At 47.3% G+C, this 25,917-nt stretch carries 22 protein-coding genes and 2 pseudogenes; 11 read left to right on the top strand and 13 right to left on the bottom strand.

The window, feature by feature from the left end:
- Positions 1–120: 120 nt before the first annotated feature.
- Positions 121–2,445, bottom strand: a complete 2,325-nt coding sequence (locus LZT22_RS00470) for an NADP-dependent malic enzyme (protein WP_233923098.1) — start codon at positions 2,443–2,445, stop codon at positions 121–123.
- Between the two features lie 150 nt (positions 2,446–2,595).
- On the opposite strand from LZT22_RS00470, the gene thiL reads away from it, so the two are divergent.
- From thiL to LZT22_RS00485, 3 genes are read left to right on the top strand one after another with little or no spacing between them, the layout of a single operon-like run.
- The gene (gene thiL, locus LZT22_RS00475) at positions 2,596–3,657 is read left to right on the top strand and encodes a thiamine-phosphate kinase (protein WP_370635172.1); all 1,062 of its coding nucleotides are present in this window, start codon (positions 2,596–2,598) and stop codon (positions 3,655–3,657) included.
- A 6-nt stretch (positions 3,658–3,663) separates the two neighbouring features.
- A complete protein-coding gene (locus LZT22_RS00480) occupies positions 3,664–4,203 on the top strand; it encodes a phosphatidylglycerophosphatase A (protein ID WP_233923099.1) in 540 nt (179 codons plus the stop codon).
- Positions 4,203–4,769, top strand: coding sequence for a CinA family protein (locus tag LZT22_RS00485; protein WP_233923100.1), 567 nt, complete (start codon positions 4,203–4,205; stop codon positions 4,767–4,769). The genes LZT22_RS00480 and LZT22_RS00485 overlap by 1 nt, the downstream gene beginning before the upstream one ends.
- Here LZT22_RS00485 and corA read toward each other — a convergent pair.
- Positions 4,719–5,684: a magnesium/cobalt transporter CorA gene (gene corA / locus LZT22_RS00490; protein ID WP_233923101.1), complete on the bottom strand. Its 966-nt coding sequence runs from the start codon at positions 5,682–5,684 to the stop codon at positions 4,719–4,721. The genes LZT22_RS00485 and corA overlap by 51 nt on opposite strands.
- 72 nt (positions 5,685–5,756) lie before the next feature.
- Here corA and pyrF point away from each other — a divergent pair, with 72 nt between their 5' ends.
- The gene (gene pyrF / locus LZT22_RS00495; protein WP_233923102.1) at positions 5,757–6,629 is read left to right on the top strand and encodes an orotidine-5'-phosphate decarboxylase; all 873 of its coding nucleotides are present in this window, start codon (positions 5,757–5,759) and stop codon (positions 6,627–6,629) included.
- Here the strand turns inward: pyrF and mtgA are convergent.
- The 6 genes from mtgA to mpl are packed head-to-tail and all read right to left on the bottom strand — an operon-like array spanning position 6,586 to position 13,322.
- Positions 6,586–7,302, bottom strand: a complete 717-nt coding sequence (gene mtgA, locus LZT22_RS00500) for a monofunctional biosynthetic peptidoglycan transglycosylase (protein ID WP_233923103.1) — start codon at positions 7,300–7,302, stop codon at positions 6,586–6,588. The two genes, pyrF and mtgA, sit on opposite strands and share 44 nt — an antisense overlap.
- Complete coding sequence (gene aroE / locus LZT22_RS00505; RefSeq protein ID WP_233923104.1) at positions 7,289–8,206, bottom strand: shikimate dehydrogenase; 918 nt, start codon at positions 8,204–8,206, stop codon at positions 7,289–7,291. The genes mtgA and aroE overlap by 14 nt, the downstream gene beginning before the upstream one ends.
- A 9-nt stretch (positions 8,207–8,215) precedes the next feature.
- A complete protein-coding gene (locus tag LZT22_RS00510) occupies positions 8,216–9,109 on the bottom strand; it encodes an energy transducer TonB (protein WP_233923105.1) in 894 nt (297 codons plus the stop codon).
- Positions 9,087–11,129, bottom strand: a complete 2,043-nt coding sequence (locus LZT22_RS00515) for a ribonuclease catalytic domain-containing protein (protein ID WP_233923106.1) — start codon at positions 11,127–11,129, stop codon at positions 9,087–9,089. Before LZT22_RS00515 ends, LZT22_RS00510 begins: the two co-directional genes overlap by 23 nt.
- Before the next feature lie 2 nt (positions 11,130–11,131).
- Positions 11,132–11,866, bottom strand: a complete 735-nt coding sequence (gene fabG, locus LZT22_RS00520) for a 3-oxoacyl-ACP reductase FabG (protein ID WP_233923107.1) — start codon at positions 11,864–11,866, stop codon at positions 11,132–11,134.
- Between the two features lie 58 nt (positions 11,867–11,924).
- Positions 11,925–13,322: a UDP-N-acetylmuramate:L-alanyl-gamma-D-glutamyl-meso-diaminopimelate ligase gene (gene mpl, locus LZT22_RS00525; RefSeq protein WP_233923108.1), complete on the bottom strand. Its 1,398-nt coding sequence runs from the start codon at positions 13,320–13,322 to the stop codon at positions 11,925–11,927.
- Between the two features lie 28 nt (positions 13,323–13,350).
- Between mpl and LZT22_RS00530 the strand changes: the two genes are divergently transcribed.
- From LZT22_RS00530 to LZT22_RS00560, 7 genes and pseudogenes are all read left to right on the top strand, one after another.
- On the top strand, positions 13,351–13,890 hold the full coding sequence (locus tag LZT22_RS00530; protein ID WP_233923109.1) for a TlpA disulfide reductase family protein: 540 nt from the start codon (positions 13,351–13,353) through the stop codon (positions 13,888–13,890).
- A gap of 190 nt (positions 13,891–14,080) precedes the next feature.
- Positions 14,081–14,539: a type II 3-dehydroquinate dehydratase gene (gene aroQ / locus LZT22_RS00535; RefSeq protein ID WP_233923110.1), complete on the top strand. Its 459-nt coding sequence runs from the start codon at positions 14,081–14,083 to the stop codon at positions 14,537–14,539.
- Positions 14,540–14,617: 78 nt separating this feature from the next.
- Positions 14,618–15,109, top strand: a complete 492-nt coding sequence (gene accB / locus LZT22_RS00540; RefSeq protein ID WP_233923380.1) for an acetyl-CoA carboxylase biotin carboxyl carrier protein — start codon at positions 14,618–14,620, stop codon at positions 15,107–15,109.
- A gap of 20 nt (positions 15,110–15,129) precedes the next feature.
- Positions 15,130–16,494, top strand: coding sequence for an acetyl-CoA carboxylase biotin carboxylase subunit (gene accC / locus LZT22_RS00545; RefSeq protein ID WP_233923111.1), 1,365 nt, complete (start codon positions 15,130–15,132; stop codon positions 16,492–16,494).
- Between the two features lie 2 nt (positions 16,495–16,496).
- Positions 16,497–17,408: pseudogene (prmA, locus tag LZT22_RS00550) on the top strand (50S ribosomal protein L11 methyltransferase); the annotation flags it as partial.
- A gap of 96 nt (positions 17,409–17,504) precedes the next feature.
- Positions 17,505–18,023: a DUF3426 domain-containing protein gene (locus LZT22_RS00555; RefSeq protein ID WP_233923381.1), complete on the top strand. Its 519-nt coding sequence runs from the start codon at positions 17,505–17,507 to the stop codon at positions 18,021–18,023.
- Positions 18,024–18,055: 32 nt separating this feature from the next.
- On the top strand, positions 18,056–19,015 hold the full coding sequence (locus LZT22_RS00560; protein ID WP_233923112.1) for a carbohydrate kinase family protein: 960 nt from the start codon (positions 18,056–18,058) through the stop codon (positions 19,013–19,015).
- Positions 19,016–19,235: 220 nt separating this feature from the next.
- Here the strand turns inward: LZT22_RS00560 and LZT22_RS12725 are convergent.
- The 5 genes and pseudogenes from LZT22_RS12725 to LZT22_RS00585 all read right to left on the bottom strand — a co-directional run.
- Positions 19,236–19,316: pseudogene (locus LZT22_RS12725) on the bottom strand (histone); the annotation flags it as partial.
- Between the two features lie 480 nt (positions 19,317–19,796).
- Positions 19,797–20,990: a ribonucleotide-diphosphate reductase subunit beta gene (locus tag LZT22_RS00570; protein WP_233923113.1), complete on the bottom strand. Its 1,194-nt coding sequence runs from the start codon at positions 20,988–20,990 to the stop codon at positions 19,797–19,799.
- 42 nt (positions 20,991–21,032) lie between these two features.
- A complete protein-coding gene (locus LZT22_RS00575) occupies positions 21,033–24,011 on the bottom strand; it encodes a ribonucleoside-diphosphate reductase subunit alpha (protein WP_255696349.1) in 2,979 nt (992 codons plus the stop codon).
- Positions 24,012–24,278: 267 nt separating this feature from the next.
- Entirely contained in the window at positions 24,279–25,064 is a 786-nt protein-coding gene (gene ampD, locus LZT22_RS00580) for a 1,6-anhydro-N-acetylmuramyl-L-alanine amidase AmpD (RefSeq protein ID WP_233923114.1), read from the bottom strand.
- Between the two features lie 4 nt (positions 25,065–25,068).
- Positions 25,069–25,917, bottom strand: a complete 849-nt coding sequence (locus tag LZT22_RS00585; protein WP_233923115.1) for an inner membrane protein YpjD — start codon at positions 25,915–25,917, stop codon at positions 25,069–25,071.

A 25,917-nucleotide genomic window follows, 5' to 3' on the forward strand; every position in this document is an offset into this window, starting at 1 on the left:
CGAACCGGCGATCAAATCAAGCCTCAATATGGCAGTTTATAGCTAAGTATATGATTATATTAAATAAAATTATATGAGAGTGAAGGCTAACCTAATCCTAAAAGGGGTATTTTTGCGGCCCTAAATGAGGCCTCGGGCATTGCTGGCAGCCTCTACGACTGCTAAAGTCGTCACATTCACAATACGTCTGACCGTCGCTGCCGGGGTCAAAATATGCACTGGCTTGGCCACCCCTAGCAAGAGGGGCCCAATAGCAATGCCATTGCCGGCAGCGGTTTTCAACAGGTTATAAGAAATATTGGCGGCATCAATATTGGGTAGTACCAATAAATTGGCCTCACCCCGTAACGAAGAGGATGTCACTGCCGCAGCACGAATTTCGGGATCGAGCGCACAATCACCGTGCATTTCGCCATCGACTTCTAAAGTTGGTGCTAGCTGTTTTAAGAGGGCTAACACGGCACGCATTTTGAGCGCTGAAGGGGAATCGCTCGAGCCAAAGTTGGAGTGCGAGAGCAAAGCCACTTTAGGCACGATGCCTAACTTGCGTAACTCGCCCGCGGCCATCAAGGTAATTTCGGCTAATTGCTCGGCGCTTGGATCAGCATTGATGTGGGTATCGACTAAGAAAATTTGTCGCCCCGGTAAAACCAAGCCACTCATCGCGCCATAGACATTCGCACCAGGCTCATGTCCAATGACCGCATCGATATAACGCAGATGGGTATTGACATCACTAATCGTGCCACAAATCATGCCATCGGCAAACCCTTTAGAAATTAAGGTTGCGCCGATTAAGGTATTGCGTCGGCGCATTTCTAATTTAGCAAAAGATTCAGTCACGCCTTGGCGCTCAGTTAGTTTGAGATAGCTTTGCCAAAAATCGCGGTAACGTAGATCACTTTCAGGATTCACTATCTCAATATCGGTACCAAGCTGCATCCGTAAACCAAACTTTTCAATGCGGTGCTCGATGACACTGGGTCGACCAATTAAGATGGGGGTAACTAAGCCTTCATCCAACATAATTTGTACTGCGCGCAAAACCCGCTCGTCCTCACCCTCACTAAATACAATGCGTTTTTGATCGGCTGGAATTTGCTTAGCAATACTAAACAAGGGCTTCATCATGGTGCCCGAGTGATACACAAATTGCTGCAACTGATCACGATAGGCACTGAAATCTTTTATCGGCCGCAAGGCCACACCATCATCCATCGCTGCTTTAGCTACTGCTGGGGCAATGACGGTAATGAGGCGAGGATCAAAGGGCTTGGGAATTAAATACTCGGGACCAAAGGAAAGGTTTTCAGTGCTATAAACCGCAGCAACTATTTCGCTTTGCTCTGCTTGTGCCAGCTCGGCAACCGCATTCACCGCCGCAATTTCCATGCCACGGGTAATGGTAGTGGCTCCAACATCGAGTGCCCCGCGAAAAATAAAAGGGAAGCACAGCACGTTGTTCACTTGATTGGGATAATCGGTACGACCAGTGGCCATCACGGCATCAGGTCTTACTGCCTTCACTTCCTCTGGCAGAATTTCTGGTGTGGGATTCGCTAAGGCATAAACCAATGGGCGCGCAGCCATTTTTTTAACCATCTCTGGTTTTAGGACTCCGCCAGCCGATAGGCCCAAGAAAATATCGGCACCTTCCATCACTTCGCCCAAAGAACGTAATTGCGTTACTTGGGCAAAGGGATCTTTTTGTGGATCCATTAATTCTTTACGGCCTTCATACACCACACCGGCAATATCGGTAACCCAAATATGCTTGCGGGGTAAGCCTAAATCAACTAGTAAATCTAAGCAGGCTAAAGCAGCTGCGCCAGCGCCTGAAGTTACTAACTTCACTTGCTTGAGATCTTTGCCAACTACCTTCAGGCCATTCAGAATCGCTGCTGCCACCACAATTGCCGTGCCATGTTGATCATCATGAAAAACGGGAATTTTCATGCGGGCGCGTAATTTTCGCTCAACCACGAAGCAATCGGGGGCCTTGATATCTTCTAGGTTAATGCCGCCAAAGGTAGGCTCTAAAGCAGCAATGATCTCGACTAACTTATCGGGATCATTTTCATTCACCTCTATATCAAAGACATCAATTCCAGCGAATTTTTTGAACAGAACCGACTTGCCTTCCATGACCGGCTTACTGGCGAGTGGGCCAATGTTACCTAAGCCCAAAACCGCGGTGCCATTCGTAATTACGCCTACCAAATTGCCGCGCGCAGTGTACCGAAATGCATTCCTTGGATCACGGGCAATTTCTTCACATGCAGCAGCGACGCCGGGCGTATACGCTAAGGCTAAATCACGTTGATTGGTTAATTGCTTGGTAGGGGCAATGGCAATTTTGCCGGGGGTTGGAAACTCGTGATACTGCAAAGCCGCCTCACGAAGGGCTTTAATTTGCTGCTCTTTTGCGGTTTCTGCTGCGCTCATGCGAACTTTCGTCTCTAACGAGCCCAATTTCAAGGTATTTTGGGCTAAAAATTGGGCTAAAAACCTTCATTCTAGTCCTCCTACGCCTTCTAGTCATTTTGCCCGTCTAGCTATTGCGCCTTGTGAGCGCTTGCAACATAAAATAGCTAGATGAGTGCGCCAGCCAAACTTCCACCAGATTCATCGCTGAGTTCATCAATGCGTGAATTTGCCGTAATTGAGAAATACTTTAAGGCAGGTGCGCAAGCAATGGCGCCAAGAGCAAATCTTACCGAGGAAGATCGCGCGTCGATTGCACTTGGCATTGGTGATGACTGTGCCTTATTGGCAATACCTCGCAATCAAGTCTTAGCAATTAGCACGGATATGTTAGTAGAGGGGCGGCATTTTTTGCCAGGCGCGAACCCGCAGTGGCTTGGTCATAAAGCTTTGGCTGTTAATCTTTCTGACTTAGCAGCCATGGGTGCACAACCGATTGCCTTTACTTTAGCTCTGGCTTTACCTGCAGCAGACCCGGTTTGGTTAAATCAATTTACCGCGGGCTTATTTCAACTGGCTAAACAATTTAACTGCCACCTAATTGGCGGCGATACTACCGCTGGGCCACTAACTATTTCCATTACGATTATGGGTCAGGTTGGTGCTGGGCAAGCACTGCGCCGAGCGGGCTCAAAACTCGGTGATGATATTTGGGTCTCAGGCCACGTTGGTGATGCACGTTTAGCGCTAGGCGCGCTACGTAAGGAATGGTCTATCAGTCCCCACGCTTTAGCTGAGGTCTTACCACGCATGCATTTGCCTACTCCACGCATTGCCTTGGGCCTCGGCTTAAGGTCACTAGCCAGTGCCGCAATTGATATTTCCGATGGTCTCCTCGGTGATTTACGTCACCTCTTAAGAGCCTCACAGGTTGGCGCGGTGATTGATGTGTCAGCGCTACCAGTTTCAGCGTCGCTGGCGCAGCAATCGGAAACGATTCGCTGGCAATGCGCGGCTGCAGGTGGTGATGACTATGAATTATGTTTTACTGCCGCACCTGAGAAACGCGAACAAATAGAAGCCTTAAGTCAAACCTTATCTCTACCATTAACGCGGATTGGTTTTACAAGTGAGTCGGCTGATGCTGCAATTCATCTCTTGGATGGTCAAGGGCGACCCATCGATGCAATCATGGCCGCAAATTTACTGCGCTCATTTGATCACTTTGCTTAATTACGCATGCTGATCCAACCCCAAATCTCATTGCGCTGGATGCTGCAAACTGGCAACCGGACCTTTGCGCTGGGCTTTGGTAGCGGCCTCAGCCCTTTTGCACCTGGCACCATGGGTACTTTATGGGCATGGGCAATATTTTGGCTCGGTAACTATTTTTTTTCGGCTAATGATTGGGCCTGGATTATTGCGCTTGGTTTCGTTTTTGGTTGTTGGCTTTGTGGTTCGGTAAGCAAAGAAATTGGCCAGGCCGATTTCGGCGGTATTGTGTGGGATGAAATCATCGCCTTTTGGTTGATCTTATTTTTTATCATGCCGACCAACCTTTGGACCCAAGCCGCAGCGTTCATTTTGTTTCGCTTCTTTGATGCAGTTAAGCCCGGACCAATTCACTTAGTAGATCGCTATTTTAAAAAAGCTCCAGCAGCAGAAAACCCCAATTTTTGGCAAACCCTGTGGCAGGGTTTTGGCATCATGATTGATGATGTCTTGGCAGCTTTCTTTACACTCTTAATCATTGCTTTATTTCAAACGCTGGTATTTTGATGATCACAAACAATTTGACCGCAAACACCGTTGCGCAATTAGCGCAGTCATTAGGCTCACAACTAAGCCTACATAGTTGGAGTGTGGCACTAGCGGAATCATGCACAGGCGGCTTAGTGTGCGCCAGCCTTACTGAAATTGCGGGGTCAAGCGCCTGGTTTGAACGGGGTTACATTACCTATAGTAATCAAGCAAAAAGTGAGTGTCTGGGTGTTAGTGCTGAACTCATTGGTTCATTTGGTGCAGTCAGCGAAGAAGTAGCCAAAGCAATGGCCGAGGGTACCCTAAAAAATAGTGCCAGCAACCTAGCAATTGCGATTACAGGAATCGCTGGGCCAACAGGTGGCAGTCCCGGCAAGCCAGTTGGGACAGTTTGTTTTGGCTGGGCATTCACGCCGGTAGCAAACAATTTGCAGTCGCCGGCACTAGTAAAAGTAAACACTCAACATTTTGCTGGCGATCGAGCGGCCGTGCGAACGCAAGCTTGCGCCTTTGCCCTGCAAGGCGCATTGGCTTTAATTCATCCAACCTTTACGACGGAAATACCACAGCGGAATAATGGCTGAAATCATCATGATGCCAATAGCCATGGGATAACCCAACTCCCACTGGAGTTCAGGCATAAAGCGGTAGTTCATTCCCCAAATACTCGCTAATAATGTTGGCGGCATTAAAGCCACTGAAACCACTGAGAAGATCTTAATAATTTTGCTTTGGTTCAAATTAATAAAACCTACCGTTGCATCCATTAAGAAGTTAATTTTATCGAATAAGAAAGCGGTGTGATTTTCTAAGGAGTCAATATCACGCAAAATTTGCCGAGCTTCTTCTTGTTGCTCATCGGAAAGTAATTTGCTACGCATGAGAAAAGATAAGGCACGGCGCGTATCCATTACATTACGCCGAATTCGGCCATTAGTATCTTCTTCTTTAGCAATAGTTTCGAGTACATCAGCGGCATCCGCATCGCTTATGTCGTCGGATAAAACCTGTTTACCGGCGAGCTCTAAATTTTCATAGACTTCTTCCAAAGCGTCGGCAGAGTATTCGGCATCGGTGGAATATAAGTCTAATAAAACATCTTTCGCATTACTGACCGAGCCCGGACGTAAGCGGGCCCGCAGCCGCACTAAGCGGAAAACTGGCAAATCTTCATCGTGGATCGAAAACAGGACATTTTTTGTGAGTACAAAAGCAACCCGTACGTTACGCGAGGTTTCGTCTTCATCTAACAAGAAGTCGGTACGAATATGCATATGGCCATCATCTGCCTCAAAATACCGTGCAGAAGCCTCCAGGTCACCCAAATCATCGAGCTCTGGGAGAAGCACATCAAAGGCCTCTTTAATCCAGATGAGCTCTTCCTCTTCGGGATCAACCACATCAATCCAAATGGGATTAACGTGCTGGAGTAGTTCATTGCGATCTTCGACTTGCTCTTGAGAGAGTCGACCGTTTTGCAGGACGAACAAGTTGATCATGGTGAACTCCTAAGGAATGCGCTAGTTTATCCTATGAGCTATGACAAATTCTCTAAATGAATCATCTTCTTTATGAAATCAAATTCAGTCAGCTTTATTGAGCAAATTCAGGCGGCCTGGGCAGCGCAAGAAAGCCTGCTGTGCGTAGGCTTTGACCCTGATCCAAAGCGCTTACCCGCCTGCCTAGTGGGCCAAAAGGACGCCGTCTTCACTTTTTGCAAAGAAATAGCCGATACCACGGCCGATTTAGTCTGCGCCTTTAAGCCCCAATTTGCTTACTTTGCCGCTCAAGCGGCTGAGCCGCAACTGGAAAAGTTGATGCATTACCTCAAAAAAACCTATCCCCATATTCCTATTATTTTGGACTCTAAAAGAGGGGATATCGGCAGCACCGCCGAACAATATGCAATAGAGAGCTTTGAGCGCTATGAGGCTGATGCAGTAACGGTGAGCCCATACTTAGGACACGACTCGGTTGAGGCTTATTTGCGCTATACCGGCAAAGGGGTCATTATTTTGTGTCGGACATCTAACCCTGGCAGTGCCGACTTGCAAGCCTTACCCGTGATGAACAAAGCGGGGTCTGAACCCCTTTATTTGCAGGTGGCACGCTTAGCCAGCCAAGAGTGGAATACCTCTGGACAAGTTGGCTTAGTAGTTGGTGCCACTTTTCCAGAAGAAATTACCCAGGTACGTGCCATCATCGGTAATATGCCCCTATTAATTCCGGGTATTGGTGCTCAAGGCGGTGATATAGATGCCACCGTAAAAGCAGGGCAAATTGCCGGGCAGCCGGGCACAGGCATGATTATTAATTCATCACGGGCCATTTTGTATGCCAGCGCTGGCGCTAATTTTGCTAGCGCCGCCCGCACAGCCGCTCTCAGTACGCGCGCTGCAATTAGGGTCGCGGTAGCACAATGCGATCCATATTCTCCAAAATAAAAGCCTGCCTAGTTGGAAAATGAATGCTCGCCTTACGGCAATATTTAATTTTATCGAAGCATTTCGGCGCAGGTAAGGCCGATGCCAAGGCGGCGGCCTGATCACGGCTTAAAGCAGCTGGCGTGGTGACAAAATAATGCTGTGCAGCAGCGCCGACCCCAAAAATCCCCTCACCCCACTCGACTGCATTCATATAGATTTCAAACAGCCGCTGCTTCGATAAAATAAGCTCTAGCAGGCCTGTAATCACTAACTCTTGGGCTTTGCGGAAATAATTTTTCTCTGCAGATAAAAATAAATTTTTGGCTAACTGCTGAGTAATCGTCGAGCCGCCACGGACGGCTTGCGTCCCTTTTTGCTGATTGCGCTCCCAGGCTTTTTGCATGTCCTCAAGGCGCACGCCATGATGTTGAAAAAAAATATCATCTTCGCTCACCAAAATAGCGCGCTTTAAATTACTAGATATTTTCTGATACGGTGTCCAGCTAGATTCAATTGCGCAAGACCAATGCCAATTACATAAGCGCCAACGTTCGGCACGCTGAAAGGCAGTTGAGCTTGGTTGTAATACTGACCACAGTGCAATTTGAATCACAAAATAAATTTGCATGGCCACAATTCCAAAAACCACACACTTCAAAAAATAACTGAGGTGGGTTTTAAGCCAAAACATGACGCAATTCGGCCAAGACTTGCCGCGGATTAATTGTGCTACTGAAAGTTGCACCACGCCAAATTAAAAAAGCGGCAGCGGCTTGTTCTACTAGCATACCAAGCCCATCACTCACGCGTGATCCATGTTGCAGGGCCTGCTGCATGAAGGGCGTCGGCTTACCATAAACCAAGTCATAGGCAAAAGTACGAGGCTGAAAAAGCTGCGCAGCGGCTTGATCACTAAGAGGGGAAAGCACAGTTAAGCTGGCCGCAGTAGCGTTAATCACTAAATCAAATTGACCGAGTGTGCCTGAGCTCGCTTGCGTTACTAAATCTTCGCTTGATTCTGCCGTTAATGCGACGCCTACCGAATGCGCAAGCTCGGCAAATAGTGTTGCCAACTGCTTAGCTTTGCTAGGTGAGCGATTCGCAATCATTACAGCTGCTGGACTTTGCGCCAGTAAAGGACCAATGATCCCACGGGCTGCACCGCCTGCTCCTAATATCAAAATCTTCATGCCCTTTAATTCAATTCCTTGTGCATCTAAATCGCGCACTAAACCTAAACCATCGGTGTTATCACCATTAATTTGGCCTCCGGCTTGCCATAGGGTATTGACCGCACCGGCAAGTTGCGCATGCGCAGTAAGTTGTTTGGCAAAGGCGCAGGCCTCTAATTTAAAAGGTATGGTCACATTCAGGCCTTGACCACCCTGCTGAAAAAAAGCCTCAGCAGTGGCTTGAAACCCCTCTACTGGAGCCTGTATGCGCCCGTAATACATGGCCTGCGCTGCCTGCTCAGCAAAACGTTGGTGAATCCAAGGCGAGAGGCTATGGCCAATGGGATTGCCAACCACTGCGTAGCATGCTTTACCCAAAATAGTTGCAGGATCAACTTGATCGTAAAAAAGTTTGGTGTCCATAGTGCTAGTTTACCGATGCAATTCCAAACGGTTACTTCCTGGCGAACTAGCATCACGGGTAAATTCAAAAGTAGCCACCATATCTAAAACCTCTAATTGCCTGCGCATCTCCGCGGGGAAGGGTCCAAAAGGTGCGGCGGCGCGCACAATTGCTAGCGCCTGACGATCTAACTCAGCAATGCCAGAGGGGCGACTAATTTCAATACCAGTTAAATTGGGTCGAGCGACGAGTAAATTTCCAGCGCTATCGACACTGATTAATACAATGAGGCTACCGTAAATTGGTCGACCATTGGCACGAGGGAAAAAGGTGCTGCCATACGCTTCAATTTTTTTGCGCATCGCATCGTAATACTGCGCAAAGACCACTGCCTTTGCATTGCTCGCCGTCAAAATTGCGCGGCGCTGCGACTGACCTGCTTGATTCTGCAAACGCTGTGCCAATTCTGTCTCTAAAGCATTAAATTGGGGTTTTGCAGTTTGCTCTTCACCGCTAAGTCTGCCGCCAGACTGTTTGTGCTGAGCATCGAGTTGGGCCAACATTTTTTTTTGTTGTTTTTCTAAGACCTCCATCTGCGCTTCTATTCCCAAGCGAGCGCGGTGCATAGCGCTGGCATTCTGGGGGGGTGCAGCGCCACCCCCCTGTAAATCAGCTTGGGCTAATTGATTGGCCTGCTTTGACGCACTTTGACTATTCGCATTGACCAAAATTACACTTAAGGCCGTATTCAAGCGACGATTTTGCGTCTCCTGCCAACCCCAGCGAAAAGACAAAAAAATTGTGTGTAAAGCAATTGACGCTAGTAAAGCGCACCAGATAGGGTGTCTTAAACAGGCGCGCTTAAACCTGAAGCGAAAAGCGTTTTGTTGCTCAGCAAAATCATGGGTTTGCAGTTTCGTCATTAATCTTAGGTATTCCGTCAGTTGCTGTGCTTACCGTTGCTACATCGACCAAAGCCTCAATTTCTTTCACCCGCGTACTCGCAGTGAGCTGTAATAAATCGACTGCCGTAACCTCAATCATGGCACGGGTCAGACGCCCGTGGGAAGCCAGCTCAGGAATGGGTAAGTGCAGGGGAATGAATTCAGCCCTTGCCATCCCTTCTTTTAAATGCCGCACTGTAATTGCAGTTGGCAGATTATTTTGTAGCAACCAACGTAAGCACCAATATTTTTCAAGCCGATCTTGATATTCTCCGTAGACCTGATAACAAGCCTCAAAGTCGGCTGCGATACCCATTAAATCGGCATCGCGTGGCGGAAAGGGGGCCACCATTTTTGCCATTACTCCATGACGAATAATGGCGAGTAATTGCCATTGATTGACTAAATCGGTATAGCGTCGCAAGGGAGAAGTACACCAAGCGTAATACTCCAGACCCAAGCCCTCATGCGGCGCAGGGGTAGTTTGCATGCGAGTGCGCAAGGGTCCCCAACCTTTTTGCGTTCTAAATAATCCCGGCAGACCCTGTTCAGCAAGCAGACGCCCCCAAGTGCTATTACAGTAAATCATCCACTCAGCGACGACGGTATCTAATACCGAGCCCCGCTGGCGAGGAATAATTTCAATCTGCTCTGCTCCTACAGCGCCTGTAATCTCAAACAGAAAATCGCGCGCTAAGGCGCCTGGCTCTGCAGGCCCCAGTGGCTCGGCCCTGAGACCATTGACCACACGTTGAGCCTGTCGCTGGGCGTGGAATATTTTTGCGGTTCGCCATAAGACCCCTAATTCCATTTGAAAGGGGGCAGCTAAGGTCCTTTCTTTACCCGCATGTTCTTCAAGCATTTCAGCACTTACGAGTTTCTCAAGATCTTCCAAACGTAAGTTTGCTGCGATTGACACTAATTCAATGACAGAGCGCGGACTAGCAGCGGTTAATTCTCCTTCTGCATCGACTTCCACATATAAGGAAACAGCTGGTCGAGAAAAGCCAGCATCGAGCGAAAACTGCTGAATGAAGTCGGGAGGCAACATGGTAATTTTGTCGCCAGGAAAATAGACTGTCGACATGCGAGTTCGGGCAATTTGATCGAAAGCGTCATCTCGGTGAATTGCTAAAGCAGGGGCTGCAATATGAATGCCAATCCGAAACCCCCCGCCGGAAATGGCGCTCACTGAAAAGGCATCATCAATTTCAGTTGTACTGGCATCATCAATCGAAAAGGCCTGGACTGGGGCCTCTGGTAAATTCGCTAGCGCTTCTTGTAGGGCATGCGGAGCAATACTCAGGCCGCTAGCGTGAGTAACTCCGTGGGGGAAATGCTGTTGTAAAAAAAGCCCTTGGTGATAATGCAAAGGGGACTCAAGCGCACCACAGCGCATAAATAATTGTGCGGGAGTTTCGCCAACAGTGGCACAAGCTGCTAACACCGCCTTATATGCCAAGCTATTTTTGTCTGGCGTAAAAAGTAAGTTATTAATTTGGTTGCGTAAGCCCGACGGAAAAATTCCTGCGACTAATTCATCTGCCCAACAAGCTTGTTGCGCTAATTCTGTCTTTTTACGTTCAATTGCCGCTAAACCTGCTTGTAATTGCTCGAGTGGCGCACGCAGAAAACGACCCCGACCCTTACGCCGAAAATAAATCGGCGCGCCCTGCAAGGCAATGGCTAAAGCGATTTTTTGCGCCACAGTAACTGCATTGCCAAAATACTCAATTGCTAAATCAGTAAAGATAAATTCTTCAGCAGGGGCACAATCCCAGAGTAGCTGCAAATCGATTTCCTGTGCCACGACAGCGGCGGCGTCGATGGCAATTTGGGCACTAGGTTGTTCAAACCGTAACCAAACTTCTTTTGCCTTCAGTTTTAGTTGTTTGCCAGAAAGGCTGGCCACTAACCATGACTCGCTATCGCCTGAACCACTAGAAGATATAACTGTTGCAGCACGAATTTCGCCGCTTTCTTCATATACCAGTTGCATACTTAAAGTGAAATCCCGCCGCTCGCTTCGAGCGCAATACCATTAACGTAACTCGCCTCATCGCTGGCTAAAAATAAATAGATATTGGCCATTTCTGCTGGTGTACCTAAGCGCCCTAACCAGCATCGCCTTTCAATATCAGCCAAGATAGCGGTTGGCATGGCCTTGACCATTTCGGTAGCAATAAAACCCGGGCAAACCGCATTGACTCGAATGCCTTTAGGTCCTAATTCACGCGCCCACGTTTTAGTAAACCCAATCACCCCAAATTTCGAAGCGGAATAATTGGTTTGACCAAAATTACCATACAAACCAACTACACTAGAAGCATTCACGATAGCGCCTTTACCAGCCTCTAGCATATAAGGCGCAACTAATTGGGTGCAGTTAAATACCCCTTTTAAGTTCACATCGATGACTGCATCGAATTGGGCTTCGGTCATTTTGATCAGCCGCGCATCTTGGGTAATGCCAGCGTTATTAATTAAAATATCAATGCGCCCGTGGCGCTGCATAATCATCTCAATTGCTGCTTGAATAGAAGTGCGATCAGTCACATTAATGGCATAAGCTTCGGCGCCTGCCAAACTAGCGGCAGCCTTTTGCACTGCTTCTAGATTCACATCAGCCAACATCACTTTGGCTCCCTCTGCAGCAAAGCGTTGTGCGGTTGCCAAACCAATCCCTTTTGCTCCGCCAGTAATGATGGCTACTTTATCGTGCAAACGTTGCTGCATATGACCTATCCTTTTGGTTATTTCAATCGAGACTCAGAATAGCTCAACTCAACATAAATTAAGCAAGGCACTCTAAAATTTTCTGGTGTATCCCACCAAACCCGCCATTACTCATCACTAAAATATGGTCGCCTGATTTGGCTTCCGCTACAACTGCTGAAATTAGTTGCTCTAGGTCACTAAAAACCAGGGCTTTGGGTGCGAGTGATGGTAGGTTGAGTGGTGCCAATGCGCCTTCTAAATCCCAGCTGAGGGCCCCTTTACCTGCTGTGGCCTCATACGCAAAAACATGGTCTGCCAAATTTAGGCTCGCGGGTAGTTGGGCTTTCATTACCCCTAATTTCATGGTATTGGAACGGGGTTCTAGTACTGCCAAAATACGTGCCCCACCCACTCGGCGACGTAAGCCATCTAGTGTAGTTGCAATGGCAGTGGGGTGATGGGCAAAATCATCGTATACCGTGATGTGGTTTTTTATGCCGATGACTTCTAAACGGCGTTTAACATTTCGAAATGTTCCCAATGCCTTTGCCGCTTCACTTGGCTTAATGCCAATATGATGGGCGGCTGCGATTGCAGCTAGGGCATTCAGTTGATTATGTGTGCCCATTACACCTGAATCTTTTTCCCACACTAGCTCGGCAACTGGCTGCCCTTGATGAAGCACCGTAAAGGCATCAGCAGCTTGTGGCAACAATGACCAGCTAGCATTTTTGTCGCGACCAAACCCCTCTACTGCCGACCACGCGCCGCGTTGCAAAACCCGTTCTAATGCTGGCTCGCCGGCATTCACAACTATTAATCCATTGCCCGGTACTGTTCTCACTAAGTGGTGAAACTGGGTTTCAATCGCCGCTAAGTCGCTAAAAATATCAGCGTGATCAAATTCCAAATTATTGAGCAAGGCGGTACGCGGACGGTAATGCACAAATTTACTGCGCTTATCAAAAAACGCCGTATCGTATTCGTCGGCCTCAATAACAAAGTATTGGCCCGCCCCAAGGCGCGCCGACACAGAAAAATTCAGGGGCACGCCACCAATTAAATAACCTGGTTCAAGACCGTGGCATTCGAGTATCCAGGCGAGCATGGCCGTCGTGGTCGTTTTACCGTGAGTGCCTGCTACGGCCAAGACATGTTGCCCAGCTAGCACTTGTTCGCCCAACCATTGGGGCCCAGAGGTATAAGGTAACCCTAGGTTCATGATGGACTCCATCAACGGGTTACCACGGGAAACCACATTACCAATGACAAATAAATCGGGCCTTGCTTCAAGCTGCAATAATTGATCGGGGGAGTATCCTTCAATGAGTTTGATGCCTTGGGCCTCTAGCTGTGTACTCATTGGCGGGTAGACATTGGCGTCACATCCAGTGACCTGGTGTCCGCACTGTCGAGCAATTGCAGCAATGCCGCCCATGAAAGTACCGCAAATGCCCAAGATATGAATATGCATTACTGAATTTTAGCTAAGGAGTGTTGGTGTGAGTCAAAGAATGAACCGAAAACAATGGCTAAGTGTGGCCCTGATTGCCATTATTGCCCTTTTCGCCGGCATTGGAATTTCTCACTGGTTGGCTAAAAACCGCTTAAGCGGTGACCCGAGTGCGCAACAATTTTTCCAGCAGGAGTGGGTCAAGCCAGACGGACAAATATTAAACCCCGCGATTTGGCAAAGCCGTTTAGTACTCGTGAATTTTTGGGCCTCTTGGTGTCCACCCTGTGTAGCCGAAATGCCGGCCTTAGACCAACTGAGTAAGGATCTAGCGTCAAAGCCGGTGATTTTTATTGGCGTTGGCATTGACTCACCAAGTAATATCCGCGAATTTTTACTGAAAACCACTGTTTCCTACCCCATTGTGATTGGCGGCCTAGAGGGCAGTCAAATGGGCAAGACTTTAGGCAATAGCCAGGGAGCACTACCTTTTACTGTGATTATCGATGCAAAAGGACAGATCATCTACCGAAAATTAGGCAAGATAGATGCAGATGAGCTAAAAAATGTCATTTTAAAGGCTATTTAACAAAAGTTAGCTGAACTTAGCCATTTTTAATCTACTCTTTTACCCCCAGAGCTGAGGTATCCTGATTCCTTTTTACGGGTTTTTATTTGCGGCTTTACTATTTTTAAGCCCTCAAGCGGGTATACTTTGACGATGGTAAAAATAGCTTTCCCGCCTTTTTATCTTTAACTGTACTTAAAAGTTGTTATTTATGTCGAAAAAACCATTAATTCTCGTTATTCAGGGCCCTAATCTCAATTTGCTGGGTACCCGTGAGCCTGGTATTTATGGTTCGAAAACCTTAGCTGAGATTCATGCTGAACTGAATTTAATCGCTCAGAAGGCTGGCATTGAGCTGCAAACCTATCAAAGCAACCATGAAGGTGAGCTAATCGATTGCATTCAAAAAGCCAAACAAGATGGTGTCGACTTTATTTTGATTAATCCAGGCGGTTTCACCCATACCAGTGTTGCTTTGCGGGATGCCTTGGCTGGTGTGGCGATCCCCTTTATTGAAGTTCATTTGTCCAATATTCATCAACGTGAAGCCTTCCGCAAACATTCTTATTTATCGGATCTTGCAATCGGCGTTATCTGTGGTCTTGGCCCCCTTGGCTATGAATTAGCCCTCAAGGGAGCCCAGCAGCAGCTGCAGGCACCTGCGCAATAAGTTGGCTAAATCATTGCAAGCCCTTCATGTCGTTCAATCTCCCTACAGCTTCATTCAGTAAGCAGAAAGTAAATGGCTATGGACCTAAGAAAACTCAAGACCTTAATTGATTTGGTTGCCGACTCAGGCATTTCCGAGCTCGAAGTAAATGAAGGCGAAGACCGAGTGCGAATTGTGAATACCCGAGATGCGCAGGCATCTGGCGCGCACAATCTTAGCCATGCCCCAAGCAACTTAAATTTTCCTGCGCCCACAGTGAGTCCGAATACGCTAGCGAGCTCGACTGCAGAAACAAATCAGGGCAAAACGCCCGAAGAAGATCAGCCTGCGGCCGAAGGCGTCATTGCCCGCTCGCCCATGGTGGGCACTTTTTACCGCGCACCGAATCCAGAATCGCCTAATTTTGTCCAAGTCGGTGATATTGTTACCGTTGGCCAAACCCTCTGCATTATTGAGGCTATGAAGTTGTTAAATGAGATTGAAGCCGAGACTGCTGGTGTCATCAAGCAAATTTTGTGCGAAAACGGCCAAGGGGTTGAATACGACCAACCCCTCTTTGTGATTGTCTAATTTACTTTTCCGAAACGCATATGTTTGACAAAATCCTGATTGCTAATCGAGGCGAAATTGCGCTTCGCATTCAGCGCGCCTGTCGCGAGCTGGGCATTAAAACCGTAGTGGTTTACTCGGTTGCAGATAAAGAAGCCAAGTACGTTAAGTTGGCTGATGAAGCTGTATGTATTGGGCCAGCGCCATCCCCCTTAAGTTATCTAAATATGCCCGCTATTATTTCTGCGGCTGAAGTAACTGATGCTGAAGCCATTCATCCAGGCTATGGCTTTCTTTCTGAAAATGCCGACTTCGCCGAGCGGGTTGAAAAATCAGGTTTTGCGTTTATTGGCCCTCGGCCTGAAACGATTCGCCTAATGGGCGATAAAGTCTCGGCTAAGCGGGCCATGATTAAAGCAGGTGTTCCTTGTGTGCCAGGTTCAGAAGGGGCATTACCAGATAACCCAAAAGAAATTATTGCTGCGGCTAAGCGCGTTGGCTATCCCGTCATTATTAAAGCTGCTGGCGGAGGTGGTGGTCGAGGCATGCGCGTAGTACACACCGAGGCCGCCCTCATTAATGCCGTTAATATGACCCGCGAAGAAGCAGGACGGGCTTTTGGTAATCCCGAAGTCTATCTCGAAAAATTTCTCGAGAAGCCACGTCATATTGAAATTCAGGTTTTATCCGATACCCATGGTAATGCGGTCTGGTTAGGTGAGCGCGATTGTTCAATGCAGCGGCGCCACCAAAAAATCCTCGAAGAAGCCCCAGCTCCTGGAATTGATCGACGATTGATTGCAAAAATTGGTGAACGCTGTGCCGAGGCCTGCAAAAAAATGGCTTACCGTGGTGCGGGAACCTTTGAATTTTTATATGAAAACGGTGAATTCTTTTTTATTGAAATGAATACCCGTGTGCAAGTCGAACATCCTGTCACCGAAATGATTACGGGCATTGATATTGTGCAAGAACAAATCCGCATTGCCGCAGGCCTCAAATTAGCCTTTCGCCAAAAAGATATTGTCTTCCAAGGTCACGCCATTGAATGTCGTTTGAACGCCGAAGATCCCTTTAAATTTACGCCCAGCCCAGGGCGGATTTTATCGTGGCATATGCCAGGGGGCCCTGGTATTCGGGTTGATTCGCATGCCTATAGCGGTTATATGGTGCCCCCAAATTATGACTCCATGATTGGTAAGTTAATTTCTTACGGCAAAACCCGTGAGCAGGCTATTCGACGCATGCGCATTGCCTTATCAGAAATGGTCATTGATGGCATTCAAACGAATGTCCCCCTCCACCGCGAGCTTATGCTAGATCCTAATTTTGTTGAGGGCGGAACGAGTATTCATTATTTAGAACATCGCCTTGAGGAACAGGCGGCCAGCCGCGGCAAAAGCTAATCGTGTCTTATCGTGAACTCATTTTCATGGTGGCTGCTGAAGTTGCTGAACCCCTTGGGGATGCTTTACTTGAATTAGGCGCGCTCTCAGTTACGGTTGAAGATGCAAGCGCAGGAGGTTACGATGAAAGCCCACTTTATGGCGAGCCTGGGCTAGCTCCAGATCTTCAGGCATGGGAACGGTCTACGGTTACTGCGCTCTTCCCACCTTCGCTGGCAGACGCTAATGAAGAGCTAAGGGCCATTTTAAGTGCTTTAACTGCGGCAGATTTTAAGTTAGCGCCGCCGCTGGTAAAAATGGTAGCAGAGCAAGATTGGGTTCGCCTCACCCAAAGTCAATTTGAACCCATTCAAATTGGCCAGCGTATTTGGATCGTACCTTCTTGGCATGACACTCCGGTTGATACCAGCGCAATTTGTTTAGCCCTCGATCCTGGACTTGCTTTCGGCACGGGTAGCCACCCCACCACACGACTCTGTTTGCAATGGCTAGAAAGTCAATTTAATTTACATGGCCGTAGTCTCTTAGATTACGGTTGTGGCTCTGGCATTTTGGCCATTGCTGCAAAAAAATTGGGTTGCAATCCGGTGCTGGGAATTGATATTGATCCGCAAGCCATTATTGCTGCCACCAGTAATGCTGAAATAAACCAAGTAGCAATCGATTTTGTTTTGCCCGATGGTGAAATCACTCATGCGCTAGCACCAACGCAGTTTGATATTGTGATGGCGAATATTTTAGCTAACCCATTGCAGCTGTTAGCCCCCCTGCTAATCAGTCGTTTACGTCCAGGTGGACACCTTATTCTTTCTGGTATCTTGGCGCGTCAGGCTACTGAAATCGCGACGGCCTATAGCCAGTGGCTACCTCTCACAGTAGTGGGAGACAGTGAAGGTTGGGTTTGTTTGCATGGTATCTTGCCACTGAATTTGGCTGCTACGGGGCCTCGTCCAGCAACTCGTACACCTAAAAAATCTTGGCTTCTCTATGTTTTACTCAGTAGTTTGTTGGTGTTGCTTTTGCTCATCGGCGGCAGTCATTTATTTAGGGCGCCCTTGTTACGCTCACTTGCACCACAAGTGGATGAAAAAATAAATCCCTTGAATCTTGCCGCTTTTACTTCGGTATTAAAAGTAAATACGATTCTGTGCAAATATCTCAGTTGCAAGGAAGCGCCGATTAAGGCGTTTGAGGCGTGGAAGATAGATTCGGCTAGCTTGGGCATGGAAAATAAAAATAACGCCTCTAAAGACGCTGAGATCCCCTCTATTTTGTCTTTTGAATTACAAAATCGTTTGGCTTTGCCTGTTGCATGGCCAAATATTGAGCTAACTTTAATTGATATCTCCGAAAACACCCTAAGTCGAATTGAGTTTTTGCCGGCAACGTGGCTATCAGCTCAATTTCAAGCTGACCATCCTGATTTTCAGCACACCGGGGCAGCAGCTGGCCTAAAAGTGAGCTGTGCTATGCCACTAAAATTACCAGCTCAAGCCGCAGGCTATCGCTTGCGAATTGTGTATCCTTAATTTTTGCAGCTACTTTATTTAGAAAGTACAACATGGCTAGTTTGATTTGCGGCTCGGTGGCCTATGACACCATCATGAACTTTGAAGGTCGCTTTCAGGAACAAATTCTCCCAGAGCAAATTCATATTTTGAATGTCGCTTTTTTAGTGCCGAAGATGCGGCGCGAATTTGGGGGTTGTGCGGGCAATATTGCCTATAACTTAAAACTGTTAAATGGTGAACCGATCATCATGGCTGCCGTAGGTAGTGATGCTAAGCCTTACCTCGAACGCTTCAGTCGACTACAAATTGATACCACCCATATTCGCCAAATCCCAGAGTCGTTTACTGCCCAAGCGATGATCACCACCGATCTTGCCAACAACCAAATTACTGCCTTTCATCCTGGGGCAATGAATGCTTCGCATCTCAATTCGGTGGCGCAAGTCTTAGATGAATGTCGGCGCACAAAAAAATCTTTGCCCACTTTAGGCATTGTTGCTCCTGATGGACGTCAAGGTATGTGGGAGCATTGCCATCAATTAGCGGAGGCGCACATACCTTTTATTTTTGATCCTGGCCAAGGTTTGCCCATGTTTAATGGGAAAGAGTTACTAGAGCTCACAGCCCTAGCCAGTTATTTAGCGGTGAATGACTATGAAGCCGAGATGCTGGCGCAACGCACGGGGATGTCTTTAAAGCAACTAGCCGAACGGGTACAAGCATTAATTGTGACTAAAGGCGCTGCTGGTGCCACCATTTTTACTGCCAGCCAGCAATTAGAAATCCCAGTGGTCAAGGCCACAGAGCTAATCGATCCAACAGGTTGTGGTGATGCTTTTCGAGCCGGCTTGCTATATGGTCTAAATCAAGGCATGGATTGGGAAACGACTGGTAAATTGGCCAGCCTGATGGGTTCAATCAAAATTGCCCATCAAGGCCCACAAAACCATCAACCAAGGGCTCCTGAAATTGCCGACTTATTTGCTAAGGCCTTTGGCTATCGTTATTAATTCCAAGCGATTAACCCAATAAAAAGGGGTCCCGAAGGACCCCATCCAAGTAACTATACGTCCATGAGCGTCAGAAAACTTGAAACTTAAGGACGGCTACCGGTTGGGAAGGGCCATGCTGCTGCAGGATTCAACGCAGTTTGCGTTGAGGCTGGGGCTGCTTTAGCCGCGGGCTTTTTTACTGCTGAGCCCGCTTTCTTCTTGGCGGCAGGTTTTTTAGTTACTTTTTTTTTGCAGCTTTCTTCTTAGCTGCTTTTTTAGCAGGCTTTTTCTTTGCAGCTTTTTTGGCGGCAGGACGCTTTTTGGCGGCTGGACGCTTCTTAGCAGCTGGACGCTTCTTAGCAGCTGGACGCTTCTTAGCAGCTACTTTTTTCTTAGCAGCTGGGCGCTTCTTAGCAGCTACTTTTTTCTTTGCAGCAGGTTTTTTCTTGGCCATGGCCATAGTATTACTCCTTCAATGAAGTTTAAAACGAACTTCCGATTAAGAAGACCCGACCATTTAGCTTTGCTTTACCTTGCGGCATTGCAGAACAAACAAGCGAGCCATTCATCGGCATGCGGCCTAATACACAATGCTGCACGCTAATGAATCTGGGAAAAAAAGCCGTAATCCTTGCAGATAACGGCTTTTTAAATAGGTTGGAGAAAAGGGGAAGAGCCTTCCACGCACCCTGTTGAAAGGGTTTTCGGAATTCTTTTAGGCTCAAATATTGGCTACTAAAACTATTCAACCGACTAATCTCCTATTCATCTGCTGAGTACGCTCACTGCAATTCAATGCTTACTCCCAATTCAGCGCACCACCAGTTTGATACTCAATAACGCGGGTCTCAAAAAAGTTACGTTCTTTTTTCAGATCAATCATTTCTGACATCCATGGAAATGGATTCTCTTCATTTGGGAACATAGAGTCAAGTCCTATTTGCATACAACGACGATTACAGATGTATCGGAGGTAGCCTTTGAACATCGGCGCGTTCAATCCAAGCACTCCTCTTGGCATCGTATCTTCGGCATATCGGTACTCTAATTCAACTGCTTTTTCAAAGATCGTTTTGATCTCATCTTTGAACGCGGAAGTCCATAACTGTGGGTTCTCCAGCTTTATTTGATTAATTAAATCAATCCCAAAATTGCAATGCATTGACTCGTCGCGCAAGATGTATTGATACTGCTCAGCAGCCCCCGTCATTTTGTTTTGACGACCCATTGCAAGTATTTGCGTAAAACCAACATAAAAGAATAAACCTTCCATTACGCAGGCAAAAACGATCAAGGAACGGAGTAATATTTGGTCGTTTTCTAATGTCCCAGTCTTAAATGCAGGGTCAGTTAGGACGTGAATATAGGGAATTAAGAACTCATCTTTGTCACGAATAGAAGCAATTTCGTTGTAAGCATTAAAGATTTCACCCTGATCTAAGCCTAATGATTCCACAATATATTGGTAGGCATGCGTATGAATTGCCTCTTCAAATGCCTGGCGCAAGAGGTATTGACGGCATTCTGGCGCGGTAATCTGGCGATAAGTGCCCAACACAATATTGTTAGCCGCTAATGAGTCGGCGGTAGTAAAAAAGCCCAAATTACGCATAATAATTCTGCGTTCATCGTCGGTTAAGCCATTGGGATCTTTCCAAAGCGCTATATCGCGATTCATATTGATCTCTTGTGGCATCCAGTGGTTGGCGCAACCGGCTAAATATTTTTCCCAAGCCCATTTATATTTAAAGGGGACTAACTGATTGACATCGGTAGTGCCATTAATTACTCGTTTATCGGCAACATTAACCCGCCGCGCTACGGCATCGTCCTTTGCCGGAATATTGACGCTATGCGTCTGCGGCGCAACCTTGGCGACCTCATCAGCTTGGTGTTGCAAAGGCTCACTCCGTTTTACATCCACTGCTATTGGCTGAGGGGCCAAACCTGCTTTAGCTAGTGCTGGCGCTACATCCTCTTCCCAATTCAACATACGCTTCTCCTTAATACTTTCATACTTGTTGTAAGTTGCAACTTACTGACAAGCTTCACATTCATCAAATCCTGCATCACCAGGTCGCATCGTGCAAGCCGGACCATCGGTGGCAAGAGCATTATTCGCACTCGCTGCCGCATCAGTTCCAGCGACGCCACCGCCACTTGAAACAGAATTCAGTTGACCGCTAGCTACGGTAGATTTTTCAACGTGGGTGGCGGCCATGGTACGCAAGTAGTAGGTGGTTTTCAGGCCACGCAACCAAGCTAACTTATAAGTGTCATCGAGCTTCTTGCCCGAAGCGCCGCCCATATAGATATTGAGCGATTGCGCTTGATCAATCCATTTTTGACGACGCGACGCAGCTTCCACTAACCAGCTTGGCTCGACCTCAAAAGCGGTAGCATATAAATCGCGTAAATCTTGGGGTACGCGATCAATTTTCGATAAGGTGCCATCAAAATATTTCAAATCGGCAATCATGACCTCATCCCATAAGCCACGATCTTTTAGGTCGCGCACCAAGTACTCGTTCACCACCGTAAATTCGCCCGATAAATTCGACTTCACAAACAAATTTTGGAAGGTCGGCTCAATGCAAGCCGATACGCCAATAATGTTAGAAATCGTTGCCGTTGGCGCAATTGCTACGCAATTCGAGTTGCGCATCCCATGTTGCTTAATTTTGCTGCGCAGACCATCCCAGTTCAGCGTCGAGGACATGTTTACCTCAACATACCCACCACGCTCTTCAGCCAATAGGCGCACTGAGTCTTGCGGCAGAATGCCACGATCCCATAAAGAACCCGTATAGGTACTATAGGTGCCCCGTTCTTCAGCTAATTCACTCGATGCTTGGTAAGCGTAGTAACACACCGCCTCCATCGAGCTATCAGCAAATTGCACGGCCTGCTCGCTGGCATACGGAATTCGCTGCATGTGTAAGCAGTCTTGAAAACCCATGATGCCCAAACCGACTGGACGGTGCTTTAAATTGGAATTGCGCGCCTTAGCTACAGCATAGTAGTTAATGTCGATGACGTTATCCAACATGCGCATCGCCGTACGGATTGTTTTTTGTAGCTTAGCATGATCTAAAACCAGTTTGCCATTGGCATCGCTGATCATGTGGGCCGTTAAGTTGACTGAACCTAAGTTACAAACTGCAATTTCAGTCTCATTCGTATTCAGAGTTATCTCCGTACATAAATTCGACGAATGCACTACGCCAACATGCTGCTGGGGGCTACGAATATTACAGGGATCTTTAAATGTAATCCAGGGATGCCCGGTTTCAAACAACATACCCAACATCTTGCGCCAGAGTTGTTGCGCAGGAATTTTACGACTTGGCTTGAGCTCGCCACGTTCGGCTTTTTGCTCATACGCAACATAAGCTGTCTCAAAGGCTTTGCCAAACTTATCATGTAAATCAGGGGTATTCGAGGGTGAGAATAAAGTCCAATCGCCATTCTCCATCACCCGTTTCATAAATAAATCTGGAATCCAATTCGAGGTATTCATGTCGTGCGTACGGCGGCGATCATCGCCCGTATTTTTGCGTAACTCTAAAAACTCTTCGATATCTAAATGCCAAGTTTCTAAATATGCACACACAGCCCCCTTACGCTTACCACCCTGATTGACTGCGACAGCAGTATCGTTCACCACTTTCAAAAACGGTACAACGCCTTGTGACTTACCATTGGTGCCTTTAATGTGGCTTCCTAGGGCGCGTACATTAGTCCAGTCATTGCCTAAACCACCAGCAAATTTAGAGAGCAAGGCATTTTCTTTGAGCGCCTCGTAAATGCCATCTAAGTCATCATCTACCGTAGTGAGATAACAGCTTGATAGTTGGGGGCGGGTCGTTGCCGAATTAAATAAAGTCGGGGTACTCGACATAAAATCAAAGGTTGACAGAATTTCATAAAATTCAATTGCGCGCCGTTCGCGATCTAGTTCATTGAGAGCCAAGCCCATCGCAACACGCATAAAAAACGCTTGCGGCATTTCTATGCGGTGGTCTTCAATATGCAAGAAATAGCGGTCATACAGTGTTTGCAAACCCAAATAGTTAAATTGCAAATCGCGATCTGCATTTAGCGCTGCCGATAATCGGGTTAAGTCATACTCCAGCAAACGGGGATCCAGTAATTCGGCATCAATTCCTTGGCGAATATATTTAGGGAAATAATTTGGGTACTCCGCTTGCATATCCCCCTGTAATACTTCACGTCCCAAAATTTCTTTGCGGATCACGTGCATTAGTATGCGTGCCGTCACGGGGCTATAGGCAGGATCTTTTTCAATTAAGGTGCGCGCCGCCAAAATTGCAGAGTCATATACTTGCGTTAAAGGTACGCCATCGTATAAATTTTTAATCGTTTCGGTAATGATTGGGCTAGCGTCAAGATGATTACCCAAACCCTCGCACGCGGCCTCAATAATCGTGCGTAAAGCACCCATATCTAGCGGTCGCGAAACGCCCTCGTCCATAACTTGCAGAATTGGGGGTGCTGATTCTGCTTGACCTTTTGCCTCTGTCGTTAAAACCTGCTGCGAGGCGCGTTCTTGATTGCGCTTTTCACGGTAAAGCACGTAGGATCGCGCCACATTATGCTCACCACCCCGCATCAATGCTAGCTCGACCTGATCTTGAATATCTTCAATATGAAAAGTTCCGCCATTGGGGCGACTGCGCAACAAGGCACGCACAACAACGCTCGTTAATTGCTCAACTTGCTCGCGAACCCGTGCCGAGGCTGCGCCCTGCCCACCATTAACTGCCAAAAATGCTTTTGTCACAGCGATGGCAATTTTAGATGGCTCAAATGCGACCACAGAACCGTTGCGCCGAATAATTTTGTAATCGGATAATTGGGTCGTCTGACCCGCCCCAACCCCACCCGCCATAAAGCCTGCTGAGGGGGTTTGGCTGATTGGGGCCCCAGGATTCAGGCCTGTCGTTTGGGTGTTAGAAGCCAAACCAGCCGCTTGTGGGTTTGCGTAAGACATAGAACTCCTAGACTCTAATAGGGTAAAAAGGGTTAAATTCAATCAATACAGGGCTTCGGCAGCTATCTGCTGTGCATCGCTTAAAATACTAGATCTAGTGTTTTAAGCACTTATTGACACTAAGTATAGGGAATTATTTCATCTTTGATAAGCTTTTTCTCACAATTTTTTGTCAGGGTTTTCCTTAGGTCTATCGATTTTTATAGTGCTGATCCCCCATGTAGTTATGTAAGCTAGTGCTCACATATAAACAAACAATGGAGTTAATTAGGCTCGAAACTCTAGACCAAAGGGCAGCTGTTCTTGCAGCAAATGATTTTCGCGTTGTAGTCGCTGCCAATCAAAATGCCTGCCGGGGTCCACTTTTCGCTTTGGTGCTACGTCGCTATGGCCGGCAAAGCTTAAATGAGTGTAGGCGTTGCCAAGTACTTTAATCAGTTGTGCTAAAGCAACATATTGCGCATCTGTAAAGGCGGTTTCGCCGTCACCTTCTAACTCCACGCCAATAGCAAAATCGTTGCATTGCTTGCGCCCCAAAAAATCGGATTCTCCCGCATGCCATGCGCGTTGCTGTACCGAAACAAATTGGCTAATCAATCCATTGCGCTCGATCAAAAAATGACTTGAGACTTTTTGTGCGGCAATTTCGGCGAAATAGGGATGCGCAGTAGGGTCGAGCTTATTTTGAAAAAAATCACCAATGTAATTTTGTCCAAATTGCCCTGGCGGCAAGCTAATATGGTGAATTAAAACTAATTCAGGTTGTATTCCAGTAGGTCGGGCGTCGAAGTTCGGTGAAGGGCGCCAGCGTGCCAGTCCATACCATCCCGCTGGGTCCAGCTCATTGCAATGCGCACTACAACAATAGAAACGCTGCTCCCGCTCTAGACAATCTTGGGCAGGCAGATGCACCCCACAATAGGCACAGGGAACAATTGGTAGTGGCTCGGTAATACGGGGTGGGGCTGGAACAGGGGCAGCAGCGAGTTTAGGCCTCTTCAACCAGAAATAAAACAAGGCCGCCACGGCGCCGAGAAGAACCCATTTCAGCATGGGGTTAAAGCCGATGCAAAATAACTTCGAGCACAAAGCGGCTACCTACATATGCCAACAGGAGCGCCGCAAAGCCCCACAAGACCCAACGTAATGCCGAGCGACCCCTAAGGCCGACCCGCAAACGCGCCACAATTAACCCGCCGAATAGTAACCACGAGGCAAAAGCAAAAATCGTTTTATGATCGAATACCACTGGCTTACCAAATAAGGTTTCAGAAAAAAAGATGCCAGAGAAAATCGTCAAACTTAATAATGCAAAGCCAAAATAAATTAAATTAAACAGTAAATTTTCCATGGTTAATAATGGTGGCAAACCTTCTAACCAATGCGCTAAGCGACTATCAGGCGCATAAGCCAAGGTGCGCCGTATTGCACGATCTTGCACCTCCATTAACACTGCCATCATCGCCGCCAAGGTCAGTAGACCGACGGCAATCGTCGCCACTATAAAATGGGCTTTAAACCAGGGATCAGCTACCGCGCGGGGCGAGATCAAGGTTCCAGGAAATAAAATGGGCAAAAATGCACACAGCATCGCAAATATCAACACCATTAAGCGCAAGCTAGCGATTGGCAAATACCAACTTTGTAACCAATAAAATAAGAGCCCGACCCATGCCATTAATGAGAGGTCTTGGGCAAAACCAAAAATAAATCCTGCGGGCGTAAAGACAGAATCGTGCAAATAGATCCCCTGAATCATCAGACTTAATAAAATCAAGGTTTGGACAAGCAAGGTAAATGTCCATGTTTCAGGACGAGAGCGCGGCCGCCAGCTTAAAACCACCAATAAACCAAGATAAAGTAAGGATGGCAGCCATGCGCTACTTGGGTAATCTAAAATCGACAT

This window comes from Polynucleobacter sp. IMCC 29146 (assembly GCF_021395195.1).
Lineage (GTDB): Bacteria > Pseudomonadota > Gammaproteobacteria > Burkholderiales > Burkholderiaceae > Polynucleobacter.

Excerpts from the sequence above, each read along its gene's own strand:
- LZT22_RS00470 (WP_233923098.1), bottom strand. The coding sequence starts at position 2,445 with ATGAGCGCAGCAGAAACCGCAAAAGAGCAGCAAATTAAAGCCCTTCGT.
- thiL (WP_370635172.1), top strand. The coding sequence starts at position 2,596 with ATGAGTGCGCCAGCCAAACTTCCACCAGATTCATCGCTGAGTTCATCA.
- LZT22_RS00480 (WP_233923099.1), top strand. The coding sequence starts at position 3,664 with ATGCTGATCCAACCCCAAATCTCATTGCGCTGGATGCTGCAAACTGGC.
- LZT22_RS00485 (WP_233923100.1), top strand. The coding sequence starts at position 4,203 with ATGATCACAAACAATTTGACCGCAAACACCGTTGCGCAATTAGCGCAG.
- corA (WP_233923101.1), bottom strand. The coding sequence starts at position 5,684 with ATGATCAACTTGTTCGTCCTGCAAAACGGTCGACTCTCTCAAGAGCAA.
- pyrF (WP_233923102.1), top strand. The coding sequence starts at position 5,757 with ATGAAATCAAATTCAGTCAGCTTTATTGAGCAAATTCAGGCGGCCTGG.
- mtgA (WP_233923103.1), bottom strand. The coding sequence starts at position 7,302 with ATGTTTTGGCTTAAAACCCACCTCAGTTATTTTTTGAAGTGTGTGGTT.
- aroE (WP_233923104.1), bottom strand. The coding sequence starts at position 8,206 with ATGGACACCAAACTTTTTTACGATCAAGTTGATCCTGCAACTATTTTG.
- LZT22_RS00510 (WP_233923105.1), bottom strand. The coding sequence starts at position 9,109 with ATGACGAAACTGCAAACCCATGATTTTGCTGAGCAACAAAACGCTTTT.
- LZT22_RS00515 (WP_233923106.1), bottom strand. The coding sequence starts at position 11,129 with ATGCAACTGGTATATGAAGAAAGCGGCGAAATTCGTGCTGCAACAGTT.
- fabG (WP_233923107.1), bottom strand. The coding sequence starts at position 11,866 with ATGCAGCAACGTTTGCACGATAAAGTAGCCATCATTACTGGCGGAGCA.
- mpl (WP_233923108.1), bottom strand. The coding sequence starts at position 13,322 with ATGCATATTCATATCTTGGGCATTTGCGGTACTTTCATGGGCGGCATT.
- aroQ (WP_233923110.1), top strand. The coding sequence starts at position 14,081 with ATGTCGAAAAAACCATTAATTCTCGTTATTCAGGGCCCTAATCTCAAT.
- accB (WP_233923380.1), top strand. The coding sequence starts at position 14,618 with ATGGACCTAAGAAAACTCAAGACCTTAATTGATTTGGTTGCCGACTCA.
- accC (WP_233923111.1), top strand. The coding sequence starts at position 15,130 with ATGTTTGACAAAATCCTGATTGCTAATCGAGGCGAAATTGCGCTTCGC.
- LZT22_RS00560 (WP_233923112.1), top strand. The coding sequence starts at position 18,056 with ATGGCTAGTTTGATTTGCGGCTCGGTGGCCTATGACACCATCATGAAC.
- LZT22_RS00570 (WP_233923113.1), bottom strand. The coding sequence starts at position 20,990 with ATGTTGAATTGGGAAGAGGATGTAGCGCCAGCACTAGCTAAAGCAGGT.
- LZT22_RS00575 (WP_255696349.1), bottom strand. The coding sequence starts at position 24,011 with ATGTCTTACGCAAACCCACAAGCGGCTGGTTTGGCTTCTAACACCCAA.
- ampD (WP_233923114.1), bottom strand. The coding sequence starts at position 25,064 with ATGCTGAAATGGGTTCTTCTCGGCGCCGTGGCGGCCTTGTTTTATTTC.
- LZT22_RS00585 (WP_233923115.1), bottom strand. The coding sequence starts at position 25,917 with ATGTCGATTTTAGATTACCCAAGTAGCGCATGGCTGCCATCCTTACTT.